This window comes from Neoaquamicrobium sediminum, from assembly GCF_040970315.1.
Taxonomy (GTDB): Bacteria; Pseudomonadota; Alphaproteobacteria; order Rhizobiales; family Rhizobiaceae; genus Aerobium; species Aerobium sediminum.
In genome coordinates, this window is the sequence record NZ_JAZHFV010000010.1 from 75,123 (window position 1) to 100,576 (window position 25,454).

The following is a 25,454-nucleotide window of genomic DNA, read 5'->3' on the forward strand; positions in this document are numbered from 1 at the left end:
TATCCGAATGGGTTAACGGGCACTCTCCGCGAGGCGGCGGGCCTTTTTCCAGCGCATGATGCGCGGCCGCAGGGCGCGGTAGCCGACGAGCACGAAGGCGATCAGCAGGTAGATGAACGGCTCGGCCGTGACGACCTTCACCGACATGGCGAAATGGGTCGCAGCGCCAAGAACGATCAGGTAGCTGAGCTTGTGCAGGCGCTGCCAGTGGGGGCCGAGCCTGCGGATCGACCACGCATTCGAGGTCGCCGCCAGCGGTATGAGCAGCACGAGGCAGGCCATGCCGATGGTAATGAACGGCCGTTTGGCGATGTCGGCCAGGATCGTTCCAAGGTTGAGGTTCTGGTCGAGCACCATGTAGGTGAGGAAATGCATGAGCACATACCAGAAGGCGAGAAGGCCGAGCGCGCGCCTATAGCGTAGCAGGTTGACGCCGGCGAGATCGCGCAGCGGCGTGACGGTGAGCGCGGCAATGAGGAAGCGCAGCGCCCAGATGCCCAGCAGATGCTCGAACTCCTTGACCGCGTTGCCCGCTATCTGCCCCGTCGCGCCGAGGTAGAAATACCAGACGGCAGGCACGAAACCCACAGCGTAGAGCGCCCATATGCTGGCGGGCCGCCAGTTCCAGGGCTTCGCCCGCGCCGTTCGGCCTTGGGCCGGTTTCGCTTGCACCGATCTGGCTTCTACCTGTGCCATGGTCAGTAATTCTTCCTGAGATCCATGCCGGCGTAGAGGCTGGCAACCTCATCGGCATAACCGTTGAAAGGCAGCGTCGGGCGCCGGGCGGCGTTGAAGAACCCGCCCTCTCCGACGCGCGTCTCGCTCGCCTGGCTCCAGCGCGGATGGTCGACCTCAGGATTCACGTTTGCATAGAAACCGTATTCCTGCGGCGCAAGACGCGACCAGCTCGTCACCGGTTCCTCTTCCACCAGCGTCATGCGCACGATCGACTTGATGCCCTTGAAGCCGTATTTCCACGGCACGACGAGGCGGACCGGCGCGCCGTTCTGTTTCGGCAGGGTCTCGCCATAAAGGCCGACGGAAAGAATGGTGAGCGGATGGCGCGCCTCGTCGAGGCGAAGGCCCTCCACATAAGGCCATTCCAGCGGCTGGAACAGCCCGCGCTGACCGGGCATCTCCTCCGGCCGCACGACCGTTTCAAATGCAACGTATTTCGCGCTGCCCAGCGGCTCGACGCGGTCAAGCAGGGCTGCGAGCGGAAAGCCCACCCACGGTATGACCATCGACCATGCTTCCACGCAGCGCATGCGATAGGTGCGATCCTCCAGAGGGAAAGCGTGCAGGCTGTCGAGATCGAACTTTTGCGGCTTGCCGACAAGGCCGTCGACCTCAAGCGTCCACGGTTCCGGCCTGAAGTCGCCGGAGTTGGCCGAAGGGTCGGCCTTGCCGGTGCCGAACTCGTAGAAATTGTTGTAGCTGGTCACGTCCGACTTGGCGGTCGGCTCCTCGTCGATGGTGAAGGGACCAGGGGTGGTCTTCAATGCCGCCGCATGAGCTACACCGCCGCCGATGAGCGGCAATGCGGCCGCCGTGCCGACACCAGCCAGGAAACGGCGACGGTCGAGCCAGACGGACCGCGGCGTTATCTCGGACGCCGCCACCTTCGGATAACGATATGAAGCCATGGGCATGATCTCCTGCTTTCGGCCTGCGGGCCGGAGCCCGCTTTTCAATGACCAGTCACGTTGCGCACACGAACATAGTTTCGGTCGAACGACATGAAATGTTACATCACGAAGGCGTGTTTTTTGTAGGATTTTTGGGGGCTTTGTGTCCTTCGAGGCTCGCTGCGCTCGCACCTCAGGATGAGGGCGGTGGGTTGATGGACCTCCAATGCAGCGGGCTCCCCACTACAGTCGCGTGCTGAATAGATCCGGGCGGTTGCGCTCTTCTGGCAAAGATCGACGCCGTGCCCGCGGCACCGTCGCCGCGATGACCAAGACATGGATAAAAGTTGCCGGATTACGGGATTTCATATCGAGTTGCAGCGGCAACCGCCCGTAGGCAACCGGCCAAGACCGGCTATCGGATTCGAGCTCTCAGGAACCCGACGCTTGCTGTCCCTTGTCAGGCGCCGGTGGGACCGGCCCCGCTGTTCAAGGACCTTTTGAGCATCTCCTGCGTCACCTGCCGTTCGTCGTAAGGCTTTCCGAAAAAGACGGCGTCGGGAGGCAGGCGAAGGTCGCGAGAGGCTACGTGGCCGGATGTCACGATAAGATGGATGGGCGGCCAACGATCTCGGATAATCGCCGCCAGCCTCATGCCATCCATGTCTCCCGGCATATCAATGTCAGTGAAAACAATATGTATGTCGGTGCGGCCTTCCAAAATCGTGACTGCTTCGGCAGCGTTGCACGCCTCGAGTGCCTCGAAGCCTGCGTCTTCCACCATGTCCACCGCGGCCATGCGAAGAAGCGGCTCGTCCTCTACAACGAGTACGATCGTTCGGACGCCTGAAATTTGGGACAAACCTATGCCGCCTATGTCTGCTGCATCTGCTGCAGCTTTGCCTGCATGAGAACCATCAGGCCTGAATGACGGTAACTTGCCTCAACACCGCCGGTTCCAATCAAACCCATATTAATAAGCCGAGACCCAAATCCACGGCCTGAGGGCTCGACGACAGGGGGGCCATCCCTCTCTATCCAGCTAAAAATCAAAATATCCCCGGTCTCGTCGCGTTCGACCCGCCATTCCACAGCGACACGCCCTTCAGGAACCGAGAGGGCGCCATATTTGATTGCGTTGGTCGCGAGTTCGTGGAGGATCAACGAGAGTGACAGGGTGGCTCTTGGGCCTATGCGCAGGTTAGGACCCACAAGATCGAACCGGTCCATCCGATCAAAGGTTGAGAGCACCGCGACGACTATGTCCCGCACGATTGCCTCGGACCAACTCTGGTTCACCAGCACATCGTGTGCGCGCGAGAGCGCGCCGATGCGTTGGGTGAATGCCTCCACGGCCTGTCGATCGGTAACCTGTCGCAGTGTCTGCGTTGCGATCGCCTGCACCATAGCCAACGTGTTCTTGAGGCGATGGCTCAGTTCCTGATTGAGGATCTTCTGCTCTTTCTGGGCGCTCAGCCTGTCCATATTTACCTGAACGCCGTCCGCAACGGATCGAACAAAGTCGATGTCGCTGTCGCTCCAGAGGCGCGGCAGCCGGTCATGCGCAAAAAACAACGCAATGGCCTTCCCGTGAACGACAAGGGGAACGTTGATCATCGACCTTACGTCGATCGCTTCCAGCAGAGCCGTGTCGTCCTTGGTCAGGGCATCGCTTCTGACGTCATTCAGAATAATGTTTCGACCATCGTTGAGAGCTGCACTGAACAGGCCATAATCGTCGAGGTTGTGTATGCCAGCGACACTCGCCTGGCCCTCGATCGCCCAATCGCCATCAATCGTGATTGTTTCAAAGCCATTGCTCAAACGACCGAAGCCAGCTCGCGAAATTCTGAGAGTCCGCGTGACAATCTCGCCTGCAATCCTGGCCATGTCGGCATAAGTGTCCAACGGCCGCAGACGATCTCCGAGTTCCATCAGCGCCGAAAGGCGCTCCACGGCCGAGGCCTGATCGGCTATTGAGCGCCTTAGTTCCAACTGCGTCATCACCTGGCGCGCAAGGAGCTTCAGCGTGCGTATCTGATGGGCATCGAGGTCGCGGGGGACGGTATCAAGAACGCAGACCGTACCGATTGGGAGTCCCCCAGGCGCTTTCAGGAGTGCGCCCGCATAAAAGCGCAATCCACCCTCGGAGTGCACCAGTGGATTGCCGTCGAAGCGCGGGTCCTTGGACGCGTCGTTCACCACCATCATGTCTTCGGAGAGAATCGCGTGCCCGCAGAATGATGTCTCAAGCGGCGTCTCCCGCACACCGAGACCGACTTCGGCCTTGAAAAACTGCCGGTGCGTGTCGACGAGATTGACGACAGCAATCGGTGTTGCACAAACCTCCGCTGCCAGCCTGGCTATATCGTCGAACTCTGCCTCACGTGGTGAATCCATCACGTTGTAGCTGTGAAGAGCTGCCGAACGGCGCGATTCATCGTTGAGTCGAGTTTGGTGCTTCAAGCGACCTCGGCTACAGGCGTGGGAAAAGTGTCAACCTCATTTAGAGCACAATCGCAGCTTGTGCCATGAGCAGCGGACCAAATATTCCGCATCGCGAATACCGAAGCGAAATGCGCGCGACGCCCAAGCCTGCAAATTCATGTGCTCTGCGCCGTCCGCTCCCCAGCAGTCCACCTCGCTTCCGGTGCATCGATCACTCAGCCGTGAACGCGCAGTTGCGATTCGCAACAAAATTGCGCGGAACTATTTTCCGCAAGCATACGTTGCTTCACCGATCGTCAGGACTCGATCATGAAAACAACGAAGGAGCCCTAAAGATGAAACGTATTCTTCTCGCTACCGCCCTGTGTGCCGCTTTTGCCGGTTCGGCCTTCGCACAGACTGCAACGGACGCAGCGACTGACAGCCAGGGCAACAGCCCGATCATGATGGATCGCGAACTGGTTGGCGGTTTCTACACCGACGACACCATGACCGAGATGCGCTCGGTCGACGAGATGCGCTCCGCCTACGGTGCACTGACCGAGGAGCAGCGCGAGACGCTGCGCACGCAGTGCGAGGAGGAAGAGAACCGCGGCACGGAAGGCACGGCGCTCTGCTCGCAGATCATGACGTTCTGATAGACATATCAGCGTCCTACGCAAAACCCCGCCGGTTAGCGCCGGCGGGGTTTTTTCTTGCGGTCGTTTCGGCTGCTGCGCGAGGCGCGCTAGAACCGACCCGTCCTCGGGAAACCCTTCGGCACCATGCGGCCGGCGCCGGCGCGGGCGCCGATCCATTCGGCCAGCTCCTCGCGCGTCTTCACAAAGGTGCGGTCGGCGGAATCCGTCCATGACAGGCCGGTTTCCATCGCGAAGCTCTTTGCGTCGGATACGCCGCCGTCCTTGTATTTCTGCAGGCGCACGCCCTTGCCGCGCGTCATCTCCGGCACGTCGGCGAGCGGGAAGACGATCAGCTTACGGTTCTCGCCGACGATGGCGAGATGGTCGCCCGAAACCGGGGCGCAGATCTTGGCCTCGTCGGGCGATTTGACGTTCATGACCTGCTTGCCCTTGCGGGTGTTGGCCACCACCTCGCCCTCGGGCACGACGAAGCCGTTGCCCTGATGCGACACGAGGAGAAGCTTGCGCGACGGGTCATGCACGAAGGCGGTGACGATGTCCTGCTCGTTGTCCATGTCGACCATGATGCGGATCGGCTCGCCATGGCCGCGCCCGCCGGGCAGACGATCTGCGCCGATGGTGTAGAACTTGCCGCCTGTGGTGAAGACGAGGATCTTGTCGGTGGTCTGGGCGTGGAAGGCGAGCTTGAGCTTGTCGCCCTCCTTGAAGGACAGGCCCTCGAAATCGGCCAGATGCCCCTTCATCGCGCGCAGCCAGCCCTTTTCCGACACGATGACGGTAACGGGCTCGCGCTCGATCATCGCGTGGGCAATGTGCTGCTCGTCATGCTCGGGCGCGTCGGCGAACTGGGTGCGGCGGCGGCCGAGCTCGGTGTGGGAACCGAACTGGTCGCGCAGCTTCTCCACCTGCCAGCGGATCGTCTTCCACTGCTTGGCGTCGGACGCGAGTAACGCCTCGATCTGCTCCTTCTCGGCGGTGAGTGCGTCGAACTCCTTGCGGATCTCGAATTCCTCCAGCTTGCGCAGCGAGCGCAGGCGCATGTTGAGGATCGATTCGGCCTGCAGATCGGTCAGGTCCCAGCGGGCCATCATCACCGGCTTGGGCTCATCCTCCTCGCGGATGATGCGGATGACCTCGTCGATATTGAGATAGGCGATCAGGTAGCCGCCGAGGATTTCCAGCCGGCGGACGATCTCGGCGAGGCGATGGCGGGAGCGGCGGACGAGCACGTCCTTGCGATGCTCCAGCCACTCCTGCAGCACCTGCTTGAGCGACATGACGCCCGGCACCTTGCCGCGCGAGAGCACGTTCATGTTGAGCGGGAAGCGGCTTTCGAGCTCGGTGAGCTTGAACAGCGATTCCATCAGGATGGCCGGGTCCACCGTACGGCTCTTGGGCACCAGCACGAGGCGGATATCCTCGGCGCTCTCGTCGCGCACGTCGTCGAGCAGCGGCAGGCGGCGGGCCAGAAGCAGCTCGGCGATCTTCTCGATCATCCGCGATTTCTGGACGCCATAGGGGATCTCGGTGACGACGATCTGCCAGACGCCCCTGCCCTGATCCTCCGTGTGCCATTTCGAGCGGACACGGAACGAGCCGCGGCCGGTCTTGTAGGCCTCGAGGATCGCGTCGAAGGAATCGACCACGATACCGCCGGTCGGGAAGTCGGGGCCGCGGACCTTGTTCTCGTCCGGATCGTCGGCCGGATCGCGGGTCATCAGGTCCTCGACCTCCGCCTCCGGGTGATCGATCAGATGGAGCGCTGCCTTGCAGAGTTCGGCGGCGTTGTGCGGCGGGATCGAGGTCGCCATGCCAACGGCGATGCCGGACGAGCCATTGGCGAGCAGGTTCGGGAAGGCGCCGGGGAGCACTACCGGCTCCTCGTCCTCCTCGTTGTAGGTGAGGCGGAAATCGACCGCGTCCTCGGTGATGCCCTCCAGAAGCTGGGTGGCAACCTCGGTCATGCGCGCCTCTGTGTAGCGCATGGCGGCGGCGTTATCGCCGTCGATATTGCCGAAATTCCCCTGCCCGTCGACCAGCGGATAGCGCACGGAGAAGGACTGCGCCAAGCGCACCAGCGCGTCGTAGATAGACTGGTCGCCATGCGGGTGAAACTTGCCCATAACCTCGCCGACGATGCGGGCGCATTTAGCAAAGCCCTGCTCGGGGTTGAGGCGCAGAAGCCGCATGGCGTGCATGATGCGTCGATGGACGGGCTTCAGCCCGTCGCGCACATCCGGCAACGCACGGTGCATGATGGTCGAGAGCGCATAGGCAAGGTAGCGTTCCTCGAGCGCCTTGCGCAGATCGACCGGCTCGATGTGATCGCCCCCGTCGGAGCCGGGCGGAATAAGGTCTTTTCCCATGAAATCCGGTTACTTGAGCGGGTGATTCGGGGCAAGCCGCAATCGCCTCGCGCCGCAGGCGGCGGCAGGAGACGAAACCGACCGTTTACACAGAAACGCGAGCCGGGCCGCTTTGATTTGCGTTCCGGCCGAAATAAGTGAATCTTGCCGCGATGTCACGCTTCGCGGCACCCGGTTGAGTGCGGCGCCGGGCAACACGGTTTTTTCAAGGAATGATCCATGTCGATAATCCATAAGCAATTGCGGGCACTTGCGCTCTCCACCCTGTTCGGCGGCCTCGCCGTGACCGGCGCATCCGCGCAGGCGGTCGAGGAGGCGCTGGACCGGCTGAAGGCGCTGAGCGCCGACCAGGGCGTGACGCTCGACTGGGCGAGCGCCGACATCAGCGGCGACGACGCCGTGCTCTCGGGCGTCACGGTCACGGTTGACGGCAAGTCGACCCCGATCAGCGACATCACGCTCAGCGGCATCTCGGAAGTCGATTCGGGCTACAGGATCGAGCGCCTCGAGGCGGACGACTATTCGATGTCGAACGACGGCGGCTCGGTGGCGGTCGAAGGCGTCGAGATGACCGGCCTGCTGCTGCCCAGCGAGGAAGACCGCGACGCCTATGGCGGTTTCCTGTTCTACGAGACAATCGCCGTCGCTTCGATGAGCGTCGCCGCGCAGGGCAACGAGATATTCAGCCTGACCGACCTCCAGGCGGAAGTCACCGCGGGCGAGGCCGGCGAGCCGATGTCGTTCACCGGCGGGGCCGATGGGTTCACCGTCAACCTTTCGTTCCTGGAGCCGCAGCAGCGCGCCATCATGCAGGCGCTAGGCTACGAGGAACTGCAGGGCTATCTGGAGATGGAGGGAAGCTGGCAGCCGACGGACGGCCGCATCGAGCTTTCGCAATACGACGTAACCGTGGACGGTGCAGGCACATTCGGCCTGTCGTTCGACCTGGCCGGCTACACGCCCGATTTCATCGCGTCGCTGCGCGAACTCCAGCAGCAGGCGCTCGCCAACCCCGACGGCGACAAATCGGCCCAGGGCATGGCCATGCTGGGGCTGGCGCAGCAGCTCTCGTTCAACCGCGCCGAGATCGCGTTCGACGACGACTCGCTCACCGGCAAGGTGCTGGACTTTGTCGCCGCGCAGCAGAACATGAGCGCAAGCGACGTCGCCAACCAGGCAAAGGCGATCCTGCCCTTCGTGCTGGCCCAGCTCGGCGACCCGGACCTGACGGCCAAGATCACGCAGGCGGTCTCCACCTTCCTCGACGATCCGCAGAGCCTGCGCATCACGGCCGCGCCGCCGGCACCTGTGCCCTTCGCGCTGATCGCAGCCGGCGCCATGAGCGCGCCGAAAGAGCTGACGAAGACGCTGGGCGTGACCGTTACGGCCAACGACTGACGAAAAAGGCCCGGTTCAGACCGGGCCTTTCATTTTCAGGCGCGGACGTTCCACTCGTCGATGCAGGCGGCGATGACGATGTGGGCGCCGGCGACGAGGTCGTCGATGGCCATTGCGGCGGGGTGGTCCGGTTCCGCTTCCTTCAGCGGCGGCACGTGCACGAAACCCGCCATTACCGGACGAAGGCCGTCGCAGGCGTGGGCCGCCGACAGCGTAAAAACGGTGTTGCACAGATAGCCGCCGGCATCGTCGGACCATTCGACAGGCAGGCCGGCCCCCTCGAGACGCTTGGCGATGAGGTCGAGCGGCAGTGTCGAGGCCAGCCGGTCCGGCCCGGCACAGACGCGCGTGGCCGAAGGCAGCGCACCCGACTGGTCCGGGCGCGCGCCGTCATGGCTGTTGCGGGCGACGCGCTCCAGCCGGAAACCGCTGCACTCCCGCGCCAGACCGAAATGGATCGCGATGTCGGGCAGGAACTCGCGGCCGATGGCCGACAGGCGATCCGCGATCGTCGCGTATTCGACGGCCAGCACATCGGCGCGAAACGCCTCGACGCCTGCCGGGGGCTCGTCGTTGAGAATGCCGGCAAGCGCCTCGGTCGGGTTGACCGGCGCGCCGGGAAACACCGAGAAACCTGTGACGAGGATGCGTGGCGGGCGCGTGAACACGAGCCACTATAGCCTGCACGCAACCAAAGCCAATCGAATTTGCGCCGGGTTCGAACGGCCTGCGACCGGCGCCATTTACTGCCGGAAGACCCACCGGCGGTCTTGGCTTTCCAGATCCATTTGAATATATGCTTCATATACGAATCATATATGGAGACTTCAGTGGGCATCGTGAACATCGACGACGACCTGCACGAGCAATTGCGCAGGGCCAGCAAGGTATCGTGCCGGTCGATCAACGCGCAGGCCGTGTTCTGGATCAAGATCGGCATGCTGTGCGAGACCAACCCGACGCTCAGCTTCTCGGAGATCATCCAGCGCGAGATGAACTCGGCGGGCGTTTCGGCGCCGGCGCTGGCTATGGGTGACGCGTGATCAAGAAACCGAACGAACTGGCGCTGCTGGCCGCGTCCGGCCGGCTGCTGGCGTCGGTGTTCGAGATGCTGGATCGAACGCCGCTGGCCGGCAAGTCGACGCTCGAGATCAACGATCTGGTCGAGCGCTTCATCGTCGACGACCTCAAGGCCCGGCCTGCGAGCAAGGGACAGTATGGCTACGGTTTCGTGCTGAATTCCTCGATCAACGAGGTGGTGTGCCACGGGGTGCCCTCGCAGGCTGACGTGCTTCGGGATAGTGACATAGTCAATCTCGACATCACGCTGGAGAAGAACGGCTATATCGCCGATTCCAGCAAGACCTACCTCGTCGGCGACGTGAACCCGGCAGCCAGACGGCTGGTGCAGACCACCTACGAGGCGCTGTGGTTGGGCATTAACGCGGTGCGGCCGGGCGCGACGCTCGGCGATGTCGGCTGGGCGATCGAGCGGCACGCCAAGCGAAACGGCTATTCGGTGGTGCGCGAATTCTGCGGGCACGGCATCGGCCGCGAGATGCACGAGGAACCGCAGGTGCCGCATTTCGGCAAGCCCGGAACCGGGCCGGTGCTGCGCGAGGGCATGGTCTTCACCATCGAGCCGATGCTCAACCGCGGCCGGCGAAGCGTGAAGACGCAGGACGACGGCTGGACGGTGGTGACGCGGGACGGCTCGCTCTCCGCGCAGTTCGAGCACACCGTGGCGGTGACAGCTTCCGGCGTGTCGGTGCTGACGTTGCGCGCCGACGAGCGCGGTGCGGGGGTGGGCAGAAGGGTGGCGGTGGACACCTGACGCGGCTTTCCATGCTTCCGGACTGACAACCTCGCGCGCCCCAAGAAAACTCACGCGGGCTACAACCCACGCACCCGTCCGAGATCCGTGAATCTCATGCCATCCCGGCCAAATGCCAAAATCCACCGCTCGACACGTCCTATTACCCAATACAGATCATCATCTGCATTAGGTATAGTGATATCGACATATCGATCTTCCGAGAAAATAATGCGAATCCTTCCATTATCCGATACTCGAAATGCTATAATTTTCCTTCCGAGCAAATCGTTCATTATATCGTCTATTTTGACTCTATCGCTATCACAGTCTCCGGCAAACGACTTCTCCTTGTAGAAAATCCAATCGACCGCGATGGCGTTGATTTTCCATACCGGATCCTCGGAAGGGCCATTTGCTGCAGAAATAACGAACCCGGATTCTGGGGATCTTTTTGCGTAACTTACAAATAAGCCCCTAGTCTCAGCGTTGATAATCTCGGAAACAAAATTTTCTTTTTTCACCAATCCACCATGAGAACCTAAAACACCCCCGTTGCTGCGGGCCGGTGATAACCGGCTTTCGAAAGCCACGCCGGCTACTTCGCCGGAGCGTATTCTCAAAAGCGTTCCGCGACCTACAACGGACTGTGGCCGTGCGTCCTTCGAGGCTCGCTTCGCTCGCACCTCAGGATGAGGGAGCAGCGCGAGCGGTCGATCACACGCCTCCAGAGCGGATTAGGCGCGACAGACCTACTCGTCTTTCTTCGAGACGACCGTGCGCAGGTGCAGTTCGCGAAGCTGCGCGGGTGAGGCTTCCGCCGGTGCGTTCATCAGCAGGTCCTGCGCCTGCTGGTTCATCGGGAACATGGTGATCTCGCGCAGGTTCTTTGCCCCGGTGAGCAACATGACGATGCGGTCGACGCCGGCCGCCATGCCGCCATGGGGCGGTGCGCCGTACTGGAAGGCGCGGTAGAGGCCGCCGAAGCGATCCTCGACCGTCTGCCTGTCGAGGCCGACGATCTCGAACGCTTTCACCATCGTCTCCGGCAGATGGTTGCGGATGCCGCCCGATGCGATCTCGAAGCCGTTGCAGACCATGTCGTACTGGAACGCCTTGATCGTGAGCGGATCTTGCCCCTCCAGCGCTTCGATACCGCCCTGAGGCATGGAGAACGGATTGTGGCCGAAATCGACCTTCTTCTCGTCCTCGTTCCATTCGTAGAAGGGGAAATCGACGATCCAGCAGAGCTCGAAGCGGTCGCGGTCGACAAGGTTCAGCTCCTCGCCGGCCCGGGTGCGCGCGGCACCGGCAAATGCGACGAACTTCTTCGGGTCGCCGGCAACGAAGAAGCAGGCGTCACCGTCATCGAGCCCGAGCTGCTGGCGGATCGCTTCGGTGCGCTCCTCGCCGATGTTCTTGGCCAGCGGGCCGGCCCCTTCCAGCGCCTCGCCTTCCTTGCGCCAGAAGATGTAGCCCAGCCCCGGCTGGCCTTCGCCCTGCGCCCACGAGTTCATGCGGTCGCAGAAGGCGCGGCTGCCGCCGGTCTTCGCCGGGATCGCCCATACTTGCGCCTTCGCATCGTTGGCGAGGATGTTGGCGAAGACCTTGAAGCCCGAGCCGCGGAAATGCTCCGACACGTCTTCCATGACGATCGGGTTGCGCAGGTCCGGCTTGTCGGAGCCGTATTTGCGCATGGCCTCGTCATAGGCGATGCGCGGGAAGGACTGCGTGACCGGCTTGCCGTTGGCGAAGGTCTCGAACACGCCACGCAGGACCGGCTCCATGGTTGCCAGAACGTCGTCCTGCTCGACGAAGCTCATCTCGAGGTCGAGCTGGTAGAACTCGCCCGGCAGGCGGTCGGCGCGCGGGTCCTCGTCGCGGAAGCAGGGCGCGATCTGGAAATAGCGGTCGAAGCCTGAGACCATGATGAGCTGCTTATAGATCTGCGGCGCCTGCGGCAGCGCGTAGAACTTGCCCTCGTGGATGCGGCTCGGCACCAGGAAGTCGCGCGCGCCCTCGGGGCTGGAAGCCGTGAGGATCGGCGTCGAATATTCGGTGAAGCCGACATCGGCCATGCGCCTGCGCATCTCGGCGATGATCTTCGTGCGCTGGACGAGGTTGCGGTGCAGCGTGTCGCGGCGCAGGTCGAGGAAGCGATATTTGAGGCGGATGTCTTCCGGATAATCCGGCTCGCCGAAGACCGGCAGCGGCAGCTCCTTGGCGCCGGAGAGGACCTCCATGTCGCGCGCGAAAATCTCGATCTCGCCGGTCGGCAGGTTGGCGTTGACGGTCTCGGCGGTGCGCGCCTTGACCTCGCCGTCGACGCGGATGACCCACTCGCCGCGCACGGTCTCGGCAATCGAGAATGCCGGCGAATCCGGATCGGCGACGACCTGGGTAAGGCCGTAATGGTCGCGCAGGTCGATGAACAGCAGGCCGCCGTGGTCGCGCACGCGATGGACCCAGCCCGACAGGCGGACGGTCTGGCCGACATCGGCCTTTCTCAACTGTGCGCAGGTGTGGCTGCGGTAACGATGCATGGGGAAAGTCTTTCGATTGTCAGAAGCTTGCAACAGGCGCATCACGCGCCCTGAAATTCGCGCGGAAAAGCGCATGGGAGGCGCGATTTGTCAAGGTAATGACGGGTGGCGCGCACTGCCGGACGCGAAGCTAGCGGTTATCCCACATCCAGGAGCGGTCGCGCCACATCTTCTCGCCGACCTCGCAGTCGGTCGAATCCCGCGTGACGGCGGGGACGATGTGAGCGTGAGTCGGCTGGCCGCCTGCGAGCTCGAGAACCAGCTTGCGGCGCACGGCCTCGGGGAACTGGTCCCAGTCGTTGACCGGGATCATGAAGGCGCCCGGGCCGCCGATGACACAGTTCTGGTAGTAGAGATCGAGATTGGCGAGATCGTAGACGCTGGAATATCCGCCGGTGGTCATCAGCGGCAGGCCGTTGATGGTGATGCCCTGCTCGACCAGCGCGTCGCGGGCGGGGACGACCAGCCCGCCCTGATTGTTGGGGCCGTCGCCGGAGATGTCGACCACGCGCTTCATGCCGCGATGGGGGCTTTCGGCGAACATGTCGCCGGCGAAGGTCAGCGCGCCGGAGATCGAGGTGCGCCGCGCGCTGTTTGGCGGGTGCAGCGTCAGCTTCTCGGCGAAGGCCTGCGCCTCCTCGTGATTGCTGACGATGGTCCATGGCACCACGATGTTCTGCACGGTGACGCCCGCCCACTCGACATAGGTGATCGCGATCTTGCCGTGGACGCCGTCGCGGATCGCGTCGATGACCTGCTGGCTGGTGAGCGCGGCCGCATAGCCGTCACGCTGGATGGCGAGTTCGCCGGGAGACATGGAGAGCGAGACGTCGACCGCAAGGATCAGCTCGACGTCGACGATGTCGGCGCGGGCCGCCGTGGGTGCGGCGGAAGCCATCGCCAGAAGAAGACAAGCCTGCAACGCAAGCTTGAGTCGCGCAGCATGTGACATGACGCAAGGATAGGGAAAGTGCGGCCATTGGGAAGAAAGGGAACGGCCAGAGCCCGGGCTTTCCCATCACAATTTCGGGAAGAGGATCAAGGGGTGCGTCCTTCGAGGCTCGCTCCGCTCGCACCTCAGGATGAGGGAGGTTGGCATTCGAATCCACAACGCAGCGGGCTCGAAGCACGACAGCCCTCATCCTGAGGTGCGAGGGCGAAGCCGGAGCCTCGAAGGACGCACTGCATCGAAATGCAGGTCAGCTCCGCGGCTTGAGGTTTTCGGGGTCGTAGAGCGGTTGGTAGCCGACGGCGGCGACCTCCACCGGGTAGGTCTCGCCGAAATATTCGACCGCCAGCTTGCGGCCCTGCTGGCAGTATGCCCATGGCAGATAGGCGAGCGCGATGTTGTTGCCGATGGTCGGGCCATAGGCCACCGAGGTGGTGTAGGAGCGGCGGCCGAGTTCGTCGACCAGCGTCTCGCCTGTCTCGGGATCGAGCACCGGCATGGTGCCGACGGGATAACGGGCGACGCCTGCCTTGTCGGTATTATCCTTCATCACCAGCGTGCAGAGCATAGCCGGTTGGTGGTCGCGCGACTTGTATTCCAGATGCTTCGCCTTGCCGCGGAAATCGGCCTCCTTGACCTTTGGGCGGGCAAGGTCGGCCTCCAGCAGATTATACTGGGTCAGAAGGTCGGCGTTCTGGAGGCGGAGCGACTTTTCCATGCGGCGCGAATTGGCGTAGGTCTCGACGCCGAATGCCATGACACCGGTGGTGCGCAGCGCGTCCCAGACGGCAAGGCCATCCTCGTAGCGCATGTGCAGCTCCCAGCCCTGCTCGCCGACATAGGAGATGCGGAAGGCGGTGACGCGCTTGCCGGCGATTTCGATCGGCTTGATGGCGGCGAAGGGGAAGTTTTCGGGATCGAGGCCGGCGGGGTCCGCAACCACCTTCTTCAGCGTCTGGCGGGCGTTTGGGCCCCAGATGCCGATGGTGACGAATTTCTCCGAGACATCGGTGATGGTGACGTCGAGGCCGCGATCCTCGGCGACGCGCTTCATGTAGTGGAAGTCGCGCGGGCCGGCGTCCGCGCCGTTGACGAGGCGGCAGCGGTCTTCCATGCGGAAGACGGTGAAGTCCGCACGCACCATGCCCTCGTCATCGAGGAAGTGGGTGTAGATGCCCTTGCCGACATTGCCGTCGCCGCCGATCTTGGCAGCGCACAGCCATTCGAGCAGCGCGACGTGGTCGGCCCCCTCTATGTCGACCATGTGGAAATGCGACAGATTGACGATGCCGCAATCCTCGCTCATCGCCAGATGCTCGGCGTTGGAGACGCGCCAGAAATGGCGGTTGTCCCACTCGTTTGCGCGAACCGGAACGCGGTTGCCGTATTTTTCGAGCAGGTGCTCGTTGGCGGCGTAGCCGTGCGCGCGCTCCCAGCCGCCGAGCTCCATGAAATAGCCGCCAAGCTCGACCTCGCGCTCGTAGAAGGGCGAACGCTTGACGTTGCGGCCCGTCGCGTAGGGCTCGCGCGGGTGGATGGCGGGAAAATAGATCTTCTGCGCGGCCTCGCGGGTGCGGCCCTCGATGAAACCTTCCTCGAGCTGGTGCGGGTAGAAGCGGGCGTAGTCGATCGAATTGTGGTCGATCTCGGTGCGGCCGTCCGTCATCCAGTCGGCGATAAGCTTGCCGTAGCCTGGGCCGTCCTTGACCCAGATGGCGACGCAGTACCAGAGCCCCCTCACCTTCTGGCTTTCGCCGCAGGACGGGCCGCCGGCGGCCGACACCTGCAGCAGGCCGTTGAAGGAATGGCTTTCGTTGTAGCCGAGTTCGCCGAGGATGGGCGTCAGCTCGATGGCGCGCTCCAGAGGCTCGATGATCTGCTCCATGTCGAGATCGCGCTGGGAGGGCGACAAGCGCGCCTGATCCTTCTCCAGGATGTCGCGCGGATGGCAGAGGCGCGGATTGTCGGTCTCGTAGTAGCCCCACTCGATCTGGCCGCCCTCGGTGGTCTTCGGGTCGCCGGTGTCGCGCATGTAGGCGGAATTGCCCTGGTCGCGCAGCAGCGGATAGCCGATGTCCTTGCCCGTGCCCTCGAATTCGTTGAAGGGACCAAAGAAGGTGAGCGGGTGATCGACTGGCATCACCGGCAGGTCCTCGCCGACCATTTCCGCGATGAGACGGCCCCAGATGCCGGCACAGACGACCACGTGGTCAGCCATGATCGTGCCGCGATGGGTAACGACGCCCTTGATGCGGCCGTTCTCGACGATGAGCGACTGGGCGGGCGTGTTGGCGAAGGCTTTCAGCTTGCCCGACTTTTCCGCCGCGTCGACCAGCTTGCCGGCAACCGTCTGCGAGCGGGGAACGACGAGGCCGGCGTCAGGATCGAACATGCCGCCCATGACCTGGTCCTGCTCGATCAGGGGGAACAGCTTCTTGATCTCTTCCGGCGTGACGAGGTGCGCGCGGGTGCCGAAGGCCTTGGCGGACGAGACCTTGCGCTTGATCTCGTCCATCCAGGTATCGTCGCCGGTGCGCGCAACTTCCAGCCCGCCGACGCGCGCGTAGTGACCCATCTTTTCGAAGAAATCGATGGAATACTGGGTCGTCCAGACCGAGAGATAGTCGTGGCTGGTCGTGTAGCAGAAGTCCGAGGCGTGCGCCGTCGAGCCGATGTCCGTCGGGATGCCGGACTTGTCGATGCCGACGATGTCGTCCCAGCCGCGCTCGATGAGGTGGTGCGCGATCGATGCGCCGACGATGCCGCCGAGCCCGATGATGACGACCTTAGCCTTTTCCGGAAACCCTGCCATTGCCCGCAACTCCAAGATGGTTTTCGGCGCAGACTATAGGGCGGCGCAGCAGGCGGTTTGCAGCCTGTTTGCGACATCGCCGAAACGCGGCGCGACGGCATGCCGCCGCAATCGCAAAATGCAAACGGCCGGGGCTGGCCCGGCCGTCACGCAACCACTATTGCTTGGCTTAGAGGATCTTGCCGCGACCGCCCTCGATCTCCAGCGTCTCGGGGCCTGTAAGGACCTCGCGGTCACCGTTGGGCATGGTGACGAAGCAGCCCTGCGGACAGATCTCGATCGTCTCGCCTGCCCCGATGCTCACCTCGACCTGACTGCCACCTTCGCTGACGACCAGCGTGTGGGCGGAGCCGTCTCGGTTGGTGACCGTCGCGGAGAAAGCCGCCGTCGGGGCCACGAGTGCACCAGCAAGCACGGTCATGATAAGCATGTTCTTCATCGGCATTTCGGTGTGTCCACCGCCTCTGTTCGCATTCGGGCTTTCGCCCTTTTCGCGTTCCTTTATAGCGGCCTGAAGCTGAACGCCAACTGAACGCTATTCCGGCGCGGCCTTGCGGCGCACCTGCGGGGTCGAGCGTTTTGCAGGTTTTGCGGCTTCGGCGGGTGCGGGTGGCAAAGCCTGTTCCACCGCCACTTTCGGCATTTCCTTGATGTAGACATCCTGCTGCGGGAACGGAATCTCGATGCCTTCTTCCCGGAACCGCTCGAAAATCTGGAAGCGGACCTCGTTCATGAAGCCCACCTGCGTGGTGACGTCGGACAGGAAGGCGCGCACCTCGAAATCCAGCGAGGACGCGCCGAACCCTATGAAGACCACCATCGGCTCGGGATTCTTCATCGCCTGAGGCTGGGCGCGGATGATTTCCAGAAGGATTTGCTGAACCTGACGCGGGTCGCTCTGATAGGCAACGCCGACCGCGATGTCGACGCGGCCGAGCCGGTTGCGGTGGGTCCAGTTACCGACCGCCGCGTTGATGAGCTCGGAGTTGGGAAGGATCACCGACTGGCGCTGGAACGTCTCGATCTCGGTGGCGCGGACGCTGATCTTCTTGACGGTGCCGGAGATGCCGCCGGCCACGATCCAGTCGCCGACCTTGAAGGGCCGCTCCGCAAGCAGGATCAGGCCGGAGACGAAATTGTTGACGATGTTCTGCAGGCCGAAGCCGATGCCCAGCGACAGCGCACCGGCAACGAGTGCGAGGTTGGAAAGGTCGATGCCCGCCGCCGATATGCCGACCAGGGCCGCAAGGGCGATACCGGCATACCCCACCGCCGTCTTGATGGAGTTGCGTACGCCGGCATCGACCTTGCCGCGCGCCATGACCTTGCCGTCGAGCCAGCGCTGAAAACCGCGCGTGCCGAGATATCCGAGGAGAAAAAGCAGGAAGCCCGTCAGAATGCCGATCAGCGAGATGGAAATCGAGCCGATGCGTATCTCGTTGGCGATGTTGTAGGTCCAGAGGCGGATATCGCCCCACTGGAAACCCCATTGCAGCAGGATCAGCGGGATGCCGACGGCCAGCACCAGCACGTTTATGACGACGGAAAGCAGAAGACCGATCTGGTCTTCCGTCGTTTCGTCGAAGTGATACTTGCGATCGAGCCGGCGGCCGAAGCTCGTGTTCATGAAACCGCCGATCTCAGAGATCGCACCGGCGGACAGATAGCCGATATACATCGTCGACAGAATCGCGCCGGTGATGACCACCTGCTGCGAGATGAAGCGCGCAAGCCCGATATAACCCAGGAACGCAGCGAGGATCGTGCCGGCGCCCAGCAGCAGGATCAGCGCCTTGAAGTAGGAGTTCCAGCCGCGCGACGTGCCATCTTCATTGACGTAGGGCCGGACCAGACCAAACACGATCACCAGCAGGCCGACGATGACGGTCGCCAGCAGGCTCTTGGCGACGGTCAGCGACAGCGGCGACTGCATCACCTCGTTGATCTTGCTGGCGAAGAAGTCCGCACCGGTGACGATCGCGGCGAGAAGGCTGACCCAGAAGAGCGCGCGGGCAGCACCCGTCTGCATGGGCAGCAGGCGCCAGTTCGGAAGGCGTGGTGCGAAGACCGCCCGCGCAAGACGATAGACGAAGAAGACAATGGCGATGACGTTGAAAAGCGTCACCATGAGCTGCGCGATGTCGTAGCGCAGGACTCCATAGTAGTTGTAGAAAAAATAGGTTCCTGCGAGGAACACGCCGAGCGCCGCAGACGGCAGCAGCGTCGACCAGAAGGCGACGGAGAGCCTACTGAGATAGGACGGATTCTCGATGGCTGGGTCGGCATCGAAGAGATTGCCGAAGAGCCGCCGCCCCCCGATCATCAGGATGCCGGCGGCTACAAGCGCGTAGAAGGTCGCGAGCAGAACCGCCTGCAGCTTGAAATTGAGGACAAATCGCATCCAGGAGGAGACGGCGGCGGAAAGCCTGCGGGTTTCGGCCGCGAGATCGCCGAGCACCTCGCCGTTGAGTGCGGACGAGATGTCATAACGGCGCGACAGCGTGTTGGTGAACAGGTCGCGCCGGGTCTGGTTGATTTCCTCTATCATGCCGTTGACGCGCAGCGACAGCGACTCCGCCCGGCCGATCAGCGCATTGATCTCGGCCTTCTCGTCGATCAGCGTCTGCCGCTCCGCCGTCAACGCCGGCGGCTCAGGCGGTTCATCCTCACCGCGGGGCGGGCCGATCTCGTCCAGCCTCGTGTTGATCGTATTCAACCGGGGCCGAAACGCCACACCGCTTGCAATCAGGTCGCGCGACAGCTCCTCCAGCCCGCCGCGAACGTCGACAAGGGCGGAGTCGTTGTGGGCGTTGGCCCGCATCTGCGTCTGGTACTGGTCGGCAGTCGCTCCGTAGCGGTCGAGCTTGTCGCGCTGTTCGGCGACGACACCGGGGCCGACGGCCGGCGAGGCCGAAACCGTCTGGCCCGATTGCGCCGGCGCCGCCCCGTTCTGCGCAAAAACCGCAGGCGCGAAGCTCATCATCGCCACCAGCAATGCAAGCATTGCGATCAGGCGGGAAAAGAGAGACGGCAATTTCATGCGCCACGGCGTTCCAAAGATGGAGTCAGGGCGGCATTGATAGGCGAGCGCCGCGGCAGCGGCAAGCTCGCCACCCGCCGTGGAGTCGGCGGAGCGAAAGCCGATGGCGGAATATTTGCCTTGGACCCGAGCAACCGCCTATAGCTTGGCAAGACCTGCGGCTTGCAGACCCGGCTGGGGACCATGGCTGAATACTCCGTCTTCTCTCTCCTCAAGAACAGTTTTTCCGGCAATCGCGACTGGAAACCGGCGTGGCGCAAGCCAGACCCGAAGCCGGAATACGACGTGGTGATCGTCGGCGGCGGCGGACATGGGCTCTCGACGGCCTATTACCTTGGCAAGGAACATGGGCTCACCAACGTGGCCGTTCTTGAAAAGGGATGGCTTGGCTCCGGCAATATCGGCCGCAACACGACCATCGTGCGTTCGAACTATCTGCTGCCTGAGAACTCGCGCTTCTACGAGCATTCGATGAAGCTGTGGGAAGGGCTTTCCCACGACCTGAACTACAATGTCATGTTCTCGCAGCGCGGCATCCTCAACCTTGCCCATACGCCCGGCCAGCTCGACGATTTCGCCCGGCGTGGCAACGCAATGCGGCACGAGGGCATCGATGCCGAACTTGTGGTCGGCGCAGAGGCGGTGCGCCGGATGGTGCCGGGACTGGACGTTTCAGCCAATGCACGGTTTCCGATCGTCGGCGGGCTGATGCAGCCGCGCGCCGGCACCGCGCGGCACGACGCGGTTGCCTGGGGCTATGCGCGCGCGGCCGACCGGCGCGGCGTCGACATACTGGAAAACTGCGAGGTGACCGGTTTCCTGCGCGAAGGCGACCGCGTGGTGGGCGTGACGACGACGCGTGGCGACATTCGCGCGCGCAAGGTTGCGGTCGCCGTTGCCGGCTCCACGGGCCGGGTGATGAAGCTCGCAGGTGTCGACGAGATGCCGATCGAGAGCCATGTGCTGCAGGCTTTCGTGTCGGAATCGCTCAAGCCGGTGCTGCACACAGTCGTCACCTTCGGCGCGGGCCATCTTTACGCCTCGCAGTCCGACAAGGGCGGGCTGGTCTTCGGCGGCGACATCGACGGCTACAATTCCTATGCGCAGCGGGGCAACCTGCCCGTGGTGGAGGATGTCGCCAGTGAGTTCGTGGCAATGTTTCCGGGCTTTTCGCGGGTGCGGCTGCTGCGCTCGTGGGGCGGGATCATGGACATGTCGATGGACGGCTCGCCGATCATCACCACCGGGCCGCTGCCGGGCATGTATCTCAACTGCGGCTGGTGCTATGGCGGCTTCAAGGCTACGCCGGCTTCGGGCTGGTGTTTTGCCCACACCATCGCCCGCGACGAGCCGCATCCGCTCAATGCCGCGTTCACGCTCGACCGGTTCCGGCGCGGCATCCTGATCGACGAAAAGGGTGTCGGCGCGACACCCAGGCTGCACTGAGGAGGCCCGGATGCTGATCGCCTGCCCCTATTGCGGCCCGCGCGACGTCGGCGAGTTCACCTATCAGGGCGACGCCAACCGCAAGCGGCCCGACCCCGCCTCGCCCACCGGCACGGAATGGGAGCGCTACGTCTATGACCGAACCAACGCCGCCGGGGAGCATCGGGAATACTGGCAGCATTCCGGCGGGTGCCGGGCGCATCTGGTGGTGACACGCAACACGGTGACGCATGCCATCTCCTCGGTGACGCTGGTGCGCGGGGACGACGCATGAGCGGGCGCCGCGCCAATGCCGGCGGGCAGATCGACCGCACACGTACGATCCGCTTTGCCTTCGACGGCAAGCCGATGACGGGCCATGCGGGCGACACGCTTGCCTCGGCGCTGCTCGCCGGCGGTGTCTCGGTGGTTGGCCGGTCGTTCAAGTACCACCGGCCGCGCGGCATATTTTCGGCCGGCGTGGACGAACCCTCGGCGCTGGTGACCGTCGTCAACGGCGCGGTGCGCGAGCCGAACGTGCCGGCCACGGCGATCGAGATTTTAGACGGGCTGGTCGTCGAAAGCCAGAACCGGTTTCCCTCGCTCGGCTTCGACATCGGTGCGGTGAACGGGCTGTTCGGCGGGCTGTTCTCTGCCGGCTTCTACTACAAGACCTTCATGGGGCCGGTGGTCGGGCCGCTGAAGGGGACGCGGTTCTGGATGCTGTGCGAGTGGTTCATCCGTCGCGCGGCGGGCCTCGGCCGCGCCGGCCATGCACCGGACGACGCACGCTACGAACGCATGAACGCATTCTGCGACGTGCTGGTGGTGGGCTCCGGCCCGGCAGGCCTGATGGCGGCGCGCGCGGCTGCGGCGAGCGGCAAACAGGTAATGCTTGCCGAACAGGACCCGCTTCCGGGCGGCTCGGCACGATGGAGCGGCGAGACGATCGACGGCGTGCCCGCCGCCGAATGGGCGGAACGGGTGGCCGGCGAACTGGCAGCGATGGAGAATGTGCGCATCCTTCCGCGCACCACCGTCTGGGGCTATTACGATGGCAATGTGCTGGCGGCCCTGGAGCGCGTTTCGGACCACCGCCCTGCGGAGAAGGGCGAACCACGCCACCGGCACTGGGTGATCCGCGCCGTGCGGGTGGTGCTTTCGACAGGCGCGTTCGAGCGGCCGCTGGTGTTTCCGGGCAACGACCGCCCCGGTGTCATGCTCGCCGGTGCCGCGCAACGCTATGCCGGCGCTTTCGGCGTACTGCCAGGCGAGAAGATCGCGGTGTTCGCCAACAACGACACCGCCTACCGGGCAGCCGCAGCGCTCCATCGCGCGGGGGCGCGGATCGCGGCAATCGTCGACGTGCGCCGTGAAGTCTCGGCGGCGGCACTGGATCTGGCGCGGAAGACCGGAGCGGAGCATCTGCCCGGCCATGCGGTGGTCGCGACCTCGGGTGGCAACGCGCTGAAGGACATTTCGGTACAGCGGTTCGACGCTGCGACCGGCGCGCTTTCGGGCGAAACGCGGCGCATCGACGCCGACTGCCTCGCCGTTTCGGGTGGCTGGTCGCCGGCGATCCATCTGGCGAGCCAGGCCGGCGGCGCGCCGCGCTGGGATGACCGCTTGCAGGCGTTCCTGCCGCCGGAGCCGTTGCAGCCATGGCTCGGTGCTGGTGCCTTCACCGGCGCCTTCACTACGCAGGAAGCGCTCGTCGAAGGGCTGGCTGCGGGGGCTGCGGCGTGCGGGCAGAAGCCGTCGCGCAGGAAGCCGCCGCAGGTCGAGACCGACGATCTGGACGTGGCGCCGGCGCCAGTGTTGGAGATCGGCGCCAAGGGCAAGGCCTTCGTCGATTTGCAGCACGATGTGACCGCCGAAGATGTTCGGCTCGCGCATCGTGAGGGGTTCGTCTCGGTCGAGCACCTGAAGCGCTATACGACGCTTGGCATGGCGACCGACCAGGGCAAGACCTCCAACGTGCCCGGCCTTGCGATCATGGCGCAGGCTGCCGGCAAGGCGGTCCCGGAGGTGGGCACGACCCGGTTCCGGCCGCCCTTCTCGCCCGTGTCGCTGGGTTCGCTCGCGGCGGAACGGCATGGCGACCTGCGACCGGAGCGGCTGACGCCGATGCACGACTGGCACGCCGAGCACGGCGCGCGGATGCTTGCAGCCGGGCTGTGGTTCCGCCCGCAGATCTACGGACTGCCGGGCGAAACGGTGGAACAGGCCTATGTGCGCGAGGCAGCCGCCGTGCGCGACAGCGTCGGCATCGTGGACGTGTCGACACTAGGCAAGATTGCCGTACAGGGGCCGGATGCGGGCGAATTCCTCGACCGCGTCTATACCAACATGTTCTCGACACTGCCGGTAGGCAAGGCGCGTTACGGGCTGATGCTGCGCGAGGACGGGCTTGCCTTCGACGACGGGACGACGTGGCGGCTTGGCGAACACGAATTCCTGATGACCACGACGACGGCCAACGCCGGCAAGGTGATGCAGCATCTGGAGTATCTGCTCGACATCGTCTGGCCGGTGCTGCGCGTGCACCTGACCTCCGTCACCGACCAGTGGGCCGGCGCGGCCTTGGCGGGCCCAAAAGCGCGCGCGGTACTGGCGGCCTGCGTGACGGGAACGGCGGTGGACAACGAAACGCTGCCCTTCATGGGCATCGTGCGCGGCGAGATCGACGGCGCACCGGTAACGATCTGCCGCCTCTCGTTTTCCGGCGAGATGGCCTTCGAGGTCTATTGCGGCGCCGGCCACGGGCTGCAGGTCTGGGAAGCGCTGATGGACGCCGGCAGGCCGTTCGGCATGGTGCCTTACGGGCTGGAGGCGCTGGGTACGCTGCGCATCGAGAAAGGCCACGTCACGGGCTCGGAGATAGACGGGCGTACAACGGCGCGCGACCTGCATCTCGACTGGATGCTGTCCAAGAAGAAACCATTCGTCGGCTCGGCGATGATAGATCGCGAGGGCCTGACCGCGCCCGAACGGCTACAGCTCGTCGGCGTCGTCGCGCTCGATAATCGCGCCTTCAGCAACGGCGCACATCTCGTGGACGCGCAACAGGACCCGGCCGACCCGCACGGCTCGATCGGCCATGTTACAGCCAACTGCTTCTCGCCGGCGCTCGGGCGTTATGTCGGGCTGGCGCTGGTGAAGGGCGGCAAGGCGCGGCATGGCAGCCGCGCCTGGCTCTCCGATCCGTTGAGAAAACGCTTCGGGCCGGTGGAGATCGTCAGCCACCACATGTTCGACCCCGAGGGGAGCCGCATGCATGGTTGAACAGGCTTCACCGCTGGGCGACGCCTACCGTCCGGGCTCGCACGGCAATCTCGTCGACGGTGCCGGCGTCGTCATCACCGAGACACGCCCCGGCTCGATCGTCGAGGTGGCGGCGTGGCCGGGGCAGCGAACCGCGCTGCTCGAGGCGATCCGCGCTGCGATTTCGCTCGATCTCGGGGACAGGCCGGGGGCCGGAGCGATGCACGAAGAACGGAGCGGCTTCGGCATCGGGCCAGGCCGGCTCCTTCTTGTCGATGAGGCCGAAGGCCTGGCGCAAACGCTCGCCAATGCTGTCGGCAACGAAACCGGCACCGTCACCGACCTGTCGCACGGGCGCACCGCGATCCGGGTGGAGGGCGACCAAGCCGAGTGGGTGCTCTCGAAGCTTTTCCCCATCCACATCTCGCCCGACGGCTTTCCCGTCGGCGAGGGGCGAGCCACAGCGCATCACGACATCTCCGCCGCGATCCAGCGAACGGGCGCGCACAGCTTCGACATCTATGTCTTCCGCTCGTTCGCGCGCAGTTTTTGGAAGGTGCTCTGCCACAGCGCCGAAGAGGTCGGCTACGAGATCAGGTAGCGGGCGTTACGCATTCGCGCCGCCGTCGATGGTGAACTCGGCACCGGTGACGCCTCTTGCCTGCGGTCCTGCCAGCCAGGCGACCAGCCCTGCGACTTCCGCCGGATCGCCGAAACGCGGGATGGCCATGATCGAACGCTGGACATCCGCGCCCTCGCCGGTCGCCGGGTTCATGTCGGTATCGGTCGAGCCGGGGTGAACCACATTGGCGGTGATGCCGCGCGAGCCGAGATCGCGGGCAAGACCCTTGGTGAGACCGATCAGGGCCGACTTGCTCATAGCGTAGAGACTGATGCCCGGAAACGGCACGCGAACGGCAAGATTGCTGCCGATGGCGACGATGCGGCCACCATCGGGCATGTGGTCGACGGCGGCGCGCGAGGCAATGAAAGCCGCGCGGAGATTGACGTCTAGCGTGCGGTCGAAATGAACCGCTCCGGGTTTGCCGGAGGCTCCAACTCCTGAGAAGGTGGAGCCATCATGAGCAAGACGACGAACAAGTTTTCCCCGGAAGTGCGCCAGCGAG

The 25,454-nt window shown here is 63.9% G+C and carries 21 protein-coding genes; 8 read left to right on the plus strand and 13 right to left on the minus strand.

Going from position 1 to position 25,454, the window contains the following annotated elements; translation table 11 throughout:
* Positions 1 to 12: 12 nt before the first annotated feature.
* From msrQ to V1479_RS23185, 4 genes are all read right to left on the minus strand, one after another.
* Positions 13 to 696 (minus strand): protein-methionine-sulfoxide reductase heme-binding subunit MsrQ, encoded by a 684-nt coding sequence (msrQ, locus tag V1479_RS23170; RefSeq protein ID WP_368804939.1) that lies wholly within the window; start codon positions 694 to 696, stop codon positions 13 to 15.
* A 2-nt stretch (positions 697 to 698) separates the two neighbouring features.
* Complete coding sequence (gene msrP / locus V1479_RS23175) at positions 699 to 1,646, minus strand: protein-methionine-sulfoxide reductase catalytic subunit MsrP (RefSeq protein ID WP_368804940.1); 948 nt, start codon at positions 1,644 to 1,646, stop codon at positions 699 to 701.
* A gap of 442 nt (positions 1,647 to 2,088) precedes the next feature.
* Positions 2,089 to 2,481, minus strand: a complete 393-nt coding sequence (locus V1479_RS23180) for a response regulator (protein WP_368804957.1) — start codon at positions 2,479 to 2,481, stop codon at positions 2,089 to 2,091.
* A gap of 20 nt (positions 2,482 to 2,501) precedes the next feature.
* Positions 2,502 to 4,094: a sensor histidine kinase gene (locus V1479_RS23185; RefSeq protein ID WP_438620840.1), complete on the minus strand. Its 1,593-nt coding sequence runs from the start codon at positions 4,092 to 4,094 to the stop codon at positions 2,502 to 2,504.
* A 317-nt stretch (positions 4,095 to 4,411) separates the two neighbouring features.
* Between V1479_RS23185 and V1479_RS23190 the strand changes: the two genes are divergently transcribed.
* Positions 4,412 to 4,714 carry a hypothetical protein gene (locus tag V1479_RS23190; protein WP_368804941.1) on the plus strand — a complete coding sequence of 101 codons (303 nt, stop codon included), beginning with the start codon at positions 4,412 to 4,414 and terminating at the stop codon, positions 4,712 to 4,714.
* 89 nt (positions 4,715 to 4,803) lie between these two features.
* Here V1479_RS23190 and parC read toward each other — a convergent pair whose 3' ends face one another.
* Positions 4,804 to 7,083 carry a DNA topoisomerase IV subunit A gene (gene parC / locus V1479_RS23195; RefSeq protein WP_173190728.1) on the minus strand — a complete coding sequence of 760 codons (2,280 nt, stop codon included), beginning with the start codon at positions 7,081 to 7,083 and terminating at the stop codon, positions 4,804 to 4,806.
* A 219-nt stretch (positions 7,084 to 7,302) separates the two neighbouring features.
* Between parC and V1479_RS23200 the strand changes: the two genes are divergently transcribed.
* Positions 7,303 to 8,481, plus strand: a complete 1,179-nt coding sequence (locus tag V1479_RS23200) for an aq_1923 C-terminal domain (RefSeq protein ID WP_368804942.1) — start codon at positions 7,303 to 7,305, stop codon at positions 8,479 to 8,481.
* A 35-nt stretch (positions 8,482 to 8,516) separates the two neighbouring features.
* Here the strand turns inward: V1479_RS23200 and V1479_RS23205 are convergent, their stop codons facing one another.
* Positions 8,517 to 9,149, minus strand: coding sequence for a pyroglutamyl-peptidase I (locus V1479_RS23205; protein WP_368804943.1), 633 nt, complete (start codon positions 9,147 to 9,149; stop codon positions 8,517 to 8,519).
* Between the two features lie 162 nt (positions 9,150 to 9,311).
* Here V1479_RS23205 and V1479_RS23210 point away from each other — a divergent pair, with 162 nt between their 5' ends.
* Both V1479_RS23210 and map read left to right on the plus strand, forming a co-directional pair.
* Positions 9,312 to 9,524 carry a ParD-like family protein gene (locus tag V1479_RS23210; RefSeq protein WP_173190723.1) on the plus strand — a complete coding sequence of 71 codons (213 nt, stop codon included), beginning with the start codon at positions 9,312 to 9,314 and terminating at the stop codon, positions 9,522 to 9,524.
* The gene (gene map, locus V1479_RS23215; RefSeq protein WP_368804944.1) at positions 9,521 to 10,315 is read left to right on the plus strand and encodes a type I methionyl aminopeptidase; all 795 of its coding nucleotides are present in this window, start codon (positions 9,521 to 9,523) and stop codon (positions 10,313 to 10,315) included. Before V1479_RS23210 ends, map begins: the two co-directional genes overlap by 4 nt.
* A gap of 59 nt (positions 10,316 to 10,374) precedes the next feature.
* On the opposite strand, the gene V1479_RS23220 is transcribed toward map, so the two are convergent.
* From V1479_RS23220 to V1479_RS23245, 6 genes are all read right to left on the minus strand, one after another.
* Positions 10,375 to 10,887 (minus strand): hypothetical protein, encoded by a 513-nt coding sequence (locus V1479_RS23220; protein ID WP_368804945.1) that lies wholly within the window; start codon positions 10,885 to 10,887, stop codon positions 10,375 to 10,377.
* Between the two features lie 159 nt (positions 10,888 to 11,046).
* Entirely contained in the window at positions 11,047 to 12,837 is a 1,791-nt protein-coding gene (gene aspS, locus V1479_RS23225) for an aspartate--tRNA ligase (protein WP_173190719.1), read from the minus strand.
* Between the two features lie 130 nt (positions 12,838 to 12,967).
* Complete coding sequence (locus V1479_RS23230; protein ID WP_368804946.1) at positions 12,968 to 13,735, minus strand: DUF1194 domain-containing protein; 768 nt, start codon at positions 13,733 to 13,735, stop codon at positions 12,968 to 12,970.
* A gap of 301 nt (positions 13,736 to 14,036) precedes the next feature.
* Positions 14,037 to 16,598: a GcvT family protein gene (locus tag V1479_RS23235; RefSeq protein WP_368804947.1), complete on the minus strand. Its 2,562-nt coding sequence runs from the start codon at positions 16,596 to 16,598 to the stop codon at positions 14,037 to 14,039.
* Between the two features lie 169 nt (positions 16,599 to 16,767).
* Positions 16,768 to 17,037 (minus strand): hypothetical protein, encoded by a 270-nt coding sequence (locus tag V1479_RS23240; RefSeq protein ID WP_173193467.1) that lies wholly within the window; start codon positions 17,035 to 17,037, stop codon positions 16,768 to 16,770.
* Between the two features lie 96 nt (positions 17,038 to 17,133).
* Positions 17,134 to 19,638, minus strand: coding sequence for a mechanosensitive ion channel domain-containing protein (locus tag V1479_RS23245; RefSeq protein WP_368804948.1), 2,505 nt, complete (start codon positions 19,636 to 19,638; stop codon positions 17,134 to 17,136).
* 183 nt (positions 19,639 to 19,821) lie between these two features.
* Between V1479_RS23245 and V1479_RS23250 the strand changes: the two genes are divergently transcribed.
* The 4 genes from V1479_RS23250 to soxG are packed head-to-tail and all read left to right on the plus strand — an operon-like array spanning position 19,822 to position 24,928.
* Positions 19,822 to 21,084 (plus strand): sarcosine oxidase subunit beta family protein, encoded by a 1,263-nt coding sequence (locus V1479_RS23250; protein ID WP_368804949.1) that lies wholly within the window; start codon positions 19,822 to 19,824, stop codon positions 21,082 to 21,084.
* A gap of 10 nt (positions 21,085 to 21,094) precedes the next feature.
* On the plus strand, positions 21,095 to 21,358 hold the full coding sequence (locus V1479_RS23255) for a sarcosine oxidase subunit delta family protein (protein WP_368804950.1): 264 nt from the start codon (positions 21,095 to 21,097) through the stop codon (positions 21,356 to 21,358).
* Positions 21,355 to 24,348, plus strand: coding sequence for a sarcosine oxidase subunit alpha family protein (locus tag V1479_RS23260; RefSeq protein ID WP_368804951.1), 2,994 nt, complete (start codon positions 21,355 to 21,357; stop codon positions 24,346 to 24,348). Before V1479_RS23255 ends, V1479_RS23260 begins: the two co-directional genes overlap by 4 nt.
* Positions 24,341 to 24,928 carry a sarcosine oxidase subunit gamma family protein gene (soxG, locus tag V1479_RS23265; protein ID WP_368804952.1) on the plus strand — a complete coding sequence of 196 codons (588 nt, stop codon included), beginning with the start codon at positions 24,341 to 24,343 and terminating at the stop codon, positions 24,926 to 24,928. Before V1479_RS23260 ends, soxG begins: the two co-directional genes overlap by 8 nt.
* Positions 24,929 to 24,934: 6 nt before the next feature.
* Here soxG and V1479_RS23270 read toward each other — a convergent pair.
* Positions 24,935 to 25,454, minus strand: a 520-nt coding sequence (locus V1479_RS23270; RefSeq protein WP_368804953.1) for an SDR family oxidoreductase, incomplete at its 5' end; no start/stop codon positions are given.